We start from the raw sequence: 5,173 nt of genomic DNA, 5'->3' as shown, positions 1-5,173 counted from the left end.
AGCGATTATCCGCATAAGCATAAATAAAAAGAACAAGAGCAAAACAAAACGACTTAATTAATTTTATTGAGCTTAATCTGATCAAGTTACTGCTAGTTTTTTTGTTAATTTAATTTGAGCTGGTTCACACTTGTTATGAAAATGAATTACAGTTTTCACTACGAGGTATGTAGACTGGCCACTATAAAAAATGAGGCACGTGTACATGTCTGTAGTTAATACCTCTTTTGCAAATATGGGACTTAATGCTCCTATTCTTGATGCTCTTAATGATCTGGGTTATGAAAAACCATCTCCTATTCAGGCGGAATGTATTCCGCACCTATTAGCGGGTCGTGACGTGCTAGGTATGGCTCAAACAGGTAGTGGCAAAACCGCTGCCTTTGCTTTACCGTTACTGCATAATATCAATCCTAAGTTGAATGCACCGCAGGTGCTCGTCCTAGCACCTACTCGCGAACTTGCAGTTCAAGTTGGGGAAGCATGTTCTGATTTTTCTAAACATATGAAAGGCGTAAACGTTGTTGTATTGTACGGGGGTCAGCGTTATGACGTACAGTTACGCTTTTTACGCCAAGGTACGCAGGTAGTAGTAGGCACTCCAGGTCGCTTGCTGGATCATCTGAAACGTGGCACATTGGACTTATCCCATCTTAACGGCTTGGTATTAGACGAAGCCGATGAGATGCTGCGTATGGGGTTTATCGAAGATGTAGAAAATATCTTGGCGCAGATCCCGGCTAAACACCAAACAGCGTTATTCTCAGCGACTATGCCGGAAGCTATTCGTCGTATTACCCGCCGTTTTATGAACGAGCCACAAGAAGTGCACATAGAATCTAGTGTAACTAATCGTCCAGATATCAGTCAAAGCTATTGGATGGTACACGGAAGATGTAAAAATGAAGCGCTAGTACGTTTCCTAGAAGCAGAAGATTTCGATGCTGCTATCATTTTCGTTCGTACCAAAAATGCAACGTTAGAAGTATCTCAATCTCTAGAACAAAACGGTTATAATAGCGCTGCGCTAAACGGAGATATGAATCAAGCGCTACGAGAGCAAACGCTGAGTCGTCTTAAAGATGGCCGTCTAGATATTCTAATAGCCACCGATGTAGCAGCACGTGGTTTAGATGTCGATCGCATTAGCCTTGTGGTAAATTACGATATTCCTATGGACTCAGAGTCTTATGTACACCGTATAGGTCGTACGGGGCGCGCCGGTCGCGCTGGCCGTGCTCTACTATTTGTAGAGAACCGCGAACGTCGCTTGCTGCGTAATATTGAACGTATGATGAAACTAACTATTCCAGAAGTTGAGCTGCCGACAGCTGAAATGCTGAGCACTCGTCGTCTGGAAAAATTGGCTGCAAAAATAAAAAATCAACTCAAAAACAGAGATCTGAGTATGTATCGTGCTATGCTAGCTAGGCTACAGCGTACAGAAAAGCTCGATTTAGATATGGAAACACTAGCTGCAGTACTGCTAAAAATGGCTCAGGGTGAACGTCCACTAATTCTTTCGCAAGATTCTATTGTCGAAAGTAGGCCTCGTAGTGGTAGTGAGTTCCGTCGGCACACTCACCGTGAACGTTTAGATTTTGGTAAAATGGATTTATATCGCATTGAAGTAGGTCGTGATGATGGTGTAGAAGTACGTCATATCGTTGGTGCTATCGCAAATGAAGGGGATATCAATAGTAGTTATATTGGTAACATTAGGTTATTTGCATCACACTCAACCATTGAGCTACCGAAAGGCATACCGGGTAATATGCTGTCTCATTTTACCCGCACTCGTATTATGAATAAACCAATTAATATGCAATTATTTAGTGAAGCCCCGGCGCGATGTGTTGAACGCCATAGCATCCGTCGTCATTTCCACGATCGCCGTACAGGCGGCGGCGCTGCAAGCTACGAACGTCGTTTCAGCCGTAACAGCTCACGTCCCCAGCGTAACGATAGTGAATAAATAAAATGAATCAAAAGTAGTATTCAACTACATAGCTATCGCTAGTTGTCTACTTAATTAGGATTTAGGTAATATAGCAAACAATACAATAAACGATGACGATAAGGCGTGACTGGCAGTTAAAACAACTAGGTATTATGCAATGGACGCTGTGGCGTCCACAGTTACTACAAGGCGAAGTAACTGTGATGTTACGGACTAATACTAATACCCGTTTATTATTAGTTGCTGAACAGCTGCCGCCTCCCGATCATCCTCTGATAACTGATGTAGTACGTACTATGGCATTGATGCCTGAACAACTCCTCCAGGTTACTCCTGCACAAGTAATGATGTTACCAAAGCACTCACGCTTCCACTGTTGGTGGTTAGGTTTAACAGCAATTCGTAATTTAGACGGTATTTCTTTATTGACTCCATCATTGTCGGTACTTCAGAATGACGCTACGGCTAAACGTGATCTATGGCGTCAGCTTATGCATTATAAAAACGAAGTAATTACTGTTACGAGTAAATAAATTGTCAAGATAGATCTCTGTTCTAAGTCTAAGCAGCGTATCAGTTATTAACTTTACACTGATCTACTGATGCGATCCATTATCAATACTAATACCTTTGAATGTAGTATGCTATAGCGTTCAGTTTTAGTTTGCATTAGCCATTGCCGAGGTAATTTGTGGTTAAAGCGGTAAAACGCATTTTTATATGCCATAAGTGCGGTTTAGAATATCCTCACTGGCAAGGGCAGTGTACCAATTGTCAGGCTTGGAACACCATAACCGAGGAGATAGCGTCCCGATCAGTTTTGTTTAGCTGCTATGATAAAAACACAGTAGTTAGCACAAAAAAAGTACAAAATCTGACTAGTATTTATCTGAAGACATTACCACGATTTTCTACCGGTTTCAAAGAGTTTGACCGCGTGCTAGGTGGTGGCGTAGTTCCAGGCAGCGTGATTCTGTTAGGCGGTAGCCCTGGCGCCGGAAAAAGTACATTGTTACTGCAAACATTGTGTAAAATAACCACCCAACTAAAAATGAAAACCTTATATGTAAGTGGCGAGGAATCTCTGCAGCAAGTAGCTATACGTGCTCACCGGTTAAAACTACTACCTAACACAGAGCTAAATATATTACCGGAAACTAACATTGAGCAAATTTGCCTCACTGCTTTAGAAGAAAAACCGCGGTTGATGGTTATAGACTCCATTCAAGTGATGCATATGACAGATGTCCCATCATTGCCTGGCAGTATTTCCCAGGTACGCGAAGCAGCAGCTTGTCTTACTCGTTTTGCTAAAAATGAGAACGTAGCAGTAATTATGGTTGGACATGTGACTAAAGACGGCTCATTAGCCGGGCCTAAAGTACTTGAACACTGTGTTGACTGTTCTCTTATGCTGAATGGAGACTCGGATTCCCGTTTTGGAATTTTGCGCAGCCATAAAAATCGTTTTGGTGCTGTCAATGAACTGGGGATTTTTGCTATGACCGAGCAGGGGTTACGCGAAGTAAATAACCCGTCAGCTATTTTCCTTCGTAAAAGAGAAGAAATGACAGCAGGTAGTAGTGTTATGGTAGTATGGGAAGGTACTCGTCCGCTTTTATTAGAAATTCAGGCGCTAGTAGATCATTCGATGATTAATCAGCCGCGCCGCAGGATCGCGGTGGGATTGCCACAAAATAGGTTAGAAATATTGCTTGCGGTGCTACACCGCCACGGTGGTTTACCGATGGCAGATCAAGATGTATTCGTCAATGTAGTCGGTGGAGTCAAAGTGAGTGAAACCAGCGCGGACTTAGCACTAATGTTAGCGATGGTATCGAGCTTATACGACCGTCCGTTACCAAGAGACTTGGTAGTATTTGGCGAAGTAGGGCTTGCTGGAGAGATTCGTCCAGTCCAGAGTGGTCAAGAGCGTATTACTGAAGCAGCTAAACATGGGTTCCGCTACGCTATATTGCCTCAAGCTAACGTACCAAAAAAAGCGCCAGAGAATATGCAAATTTTTGGAGTCAAAAAACTCACTGATGCACTAGCAATACTTCAAAAAATGTCAATCTGATCAATAAAAAAGCAAAAGCCAAATTAGGTGGAATGCTAATAACACTTTGCCTTGCTAGTTTGACCGCTATTCAATTGAGTTAAATAAACATGCTACTAGCTATTATTCGCATCTTTTTGGTTACGTTCTTGTCTATTATGATCTGCGTATTAGGCTTAATGTATTGTATCTTTAGCCCACGTGATCCTCGTCACGTGGCTACCTTCGGCCGTTGGTTTGGACGTATGGCGCCTATTTTTGGAATCAAAATTGAGGTACGCTTTCCTCAACAAGTAACTTTACCACAAAATTGTATCTATATTGCTAATCATCAAAACTATTACGATATGGTGACCGCCGCCTATGTAGTACAACCACGGACGGTCACAGTAGGAAAAAAAAGCCTGCTGTGGATCCCTTTTTTTGGCCTACTTTATTGGTTAACTGGTAACTTGCTTATTGATCGAAATCATGGCTATCGTACATATAGTATGCTGACTAAGCTGAAACATACGATTAAAAATCGCAACATATCTATTTGGATATTCCCGGAAGGAACCCGCAACCGCGGACGCGGACTGCTGCCGTTCAAAACGGGCGCATTTTATACGGCTATTGCCGCTCAAGTGCCAATAGTGCCCATTTGCGTCTCCAATACTACCGATAAGATTAAGCTTAATCGCTGGTTTAATGGAATTGTTATAATAGAAATATTACCACCTATAGATACCCAAGGATATAGTAAAAAACAGGTACGAGGATTGACTAGATACTGTCGTGAAATGATGAAAAATAAGCTAGATGAACTGAACGCAGAAGTTACGAAATCTGAGTACCATGGTCTCTAAATTAGTTACTGGTAGTCAACCTAAATTGTCAAGTGACAGCCATAAAGCATATATATTGATTATTTAGTAGCCTTTGTCATTAATGTCAGGCTACTCGTAAGTAGGCGCATTTTAGTATAGTATAATAGTATAAAGGAAAGGGCTTCCTCCATCCTCCATAGTAAAGTAAAGATAGCGAGAGCGAGCGCTAGTCAGGACCTTTGAGTTTCAACCTTGCGGTCGTACTCCTCAGGTGGATCACTTAACACTTTCGCTTCACCACTGAATTACAACGTACAAAAGTACAAAACCCAATAGTTAGTAGAT

General features: G+C 41.9%; 5 protein-coding genes. All 5 read left to right on the top strand.

The features are described from left to right. The first annotated feature begins 135 nt into the window (after positions 1 to 135). Positions 136 to 219: a protein YrbN gene (yrbN, locus tag CEX73_RS03495; protein ID WP_369007854.1), complete on the top strand. Its 84-nt coding sequence runs from the start codon at positions 136 to 138 to the stop codon at positions 217 to 219. Next, a complete protein-coding gene (locus CEX73_RS01075; protein WP_101626771.1) occupies positions 206 to 1,975 on the top strand; it encodes a DEAD/DEAH family ATP-dependent RNA helicase in 1,770 nt (589 codons plus the stop codon). Before yrbN ends, CEX73_RS01075 begins: the two co-directional genes overlap by 14 nt. A gap of 95 nt (positions 1,976 to 2,070) precedes the next feature. Next, positions 2,071 to 2,493: a DNA polymerase III subunit psi gene (locus tag CEX73_RS01070; protein ID WP_101626770.1), complete on the top strand. Its 423-nt coding sequence runs from the start codon at positions 2,071 to 2,073 to the stop codon at positions 2,491 to 2,493. A gap of 158 nt (positions 2,494 to 2,651) precedes the next feature. After that, entirely contained in the window at positions 2,652 to 4,040 is a 1,389-nt protein-coding gene (gene radA, locus CEX73_RS01065) for a DNA repair protein RadA (protein ID WP_101626769.1), read from the top strand. A gap of 137 nt (positions 4,041 to 4,177) precedes the next feature. Next, positions 4,178 to 4,867 (top strand): 1-acylglycerol-3-phosphate O-acyltransferase, encoded by a 690-nt coding sequence (locus CEX73_RS01060; protein ID WP_260081027.1) that lies wholly within the window; start codon positions 4,178 to 4,180, stop codon positions 4,865 to 4,867. The last annotated feature ends 306 nt before the right edge of the window (positions 4,868 to 5,173 follow it).

This window comes from Candidatus Palibaumannia cicadellinicola (assembly GCF_002855795.1).
Lineage (GTDB): Bacteria > Pseudomonadota > Gammaproteobacteria > Enterobacterales > Enterobacteriaceae > Baumannia > Baumannia cicadellinicola_C.
Note: the sequence above shows the minus strand (reverse complement) of the source record. Positions and strands in the feature narration are given on the sequence as shown.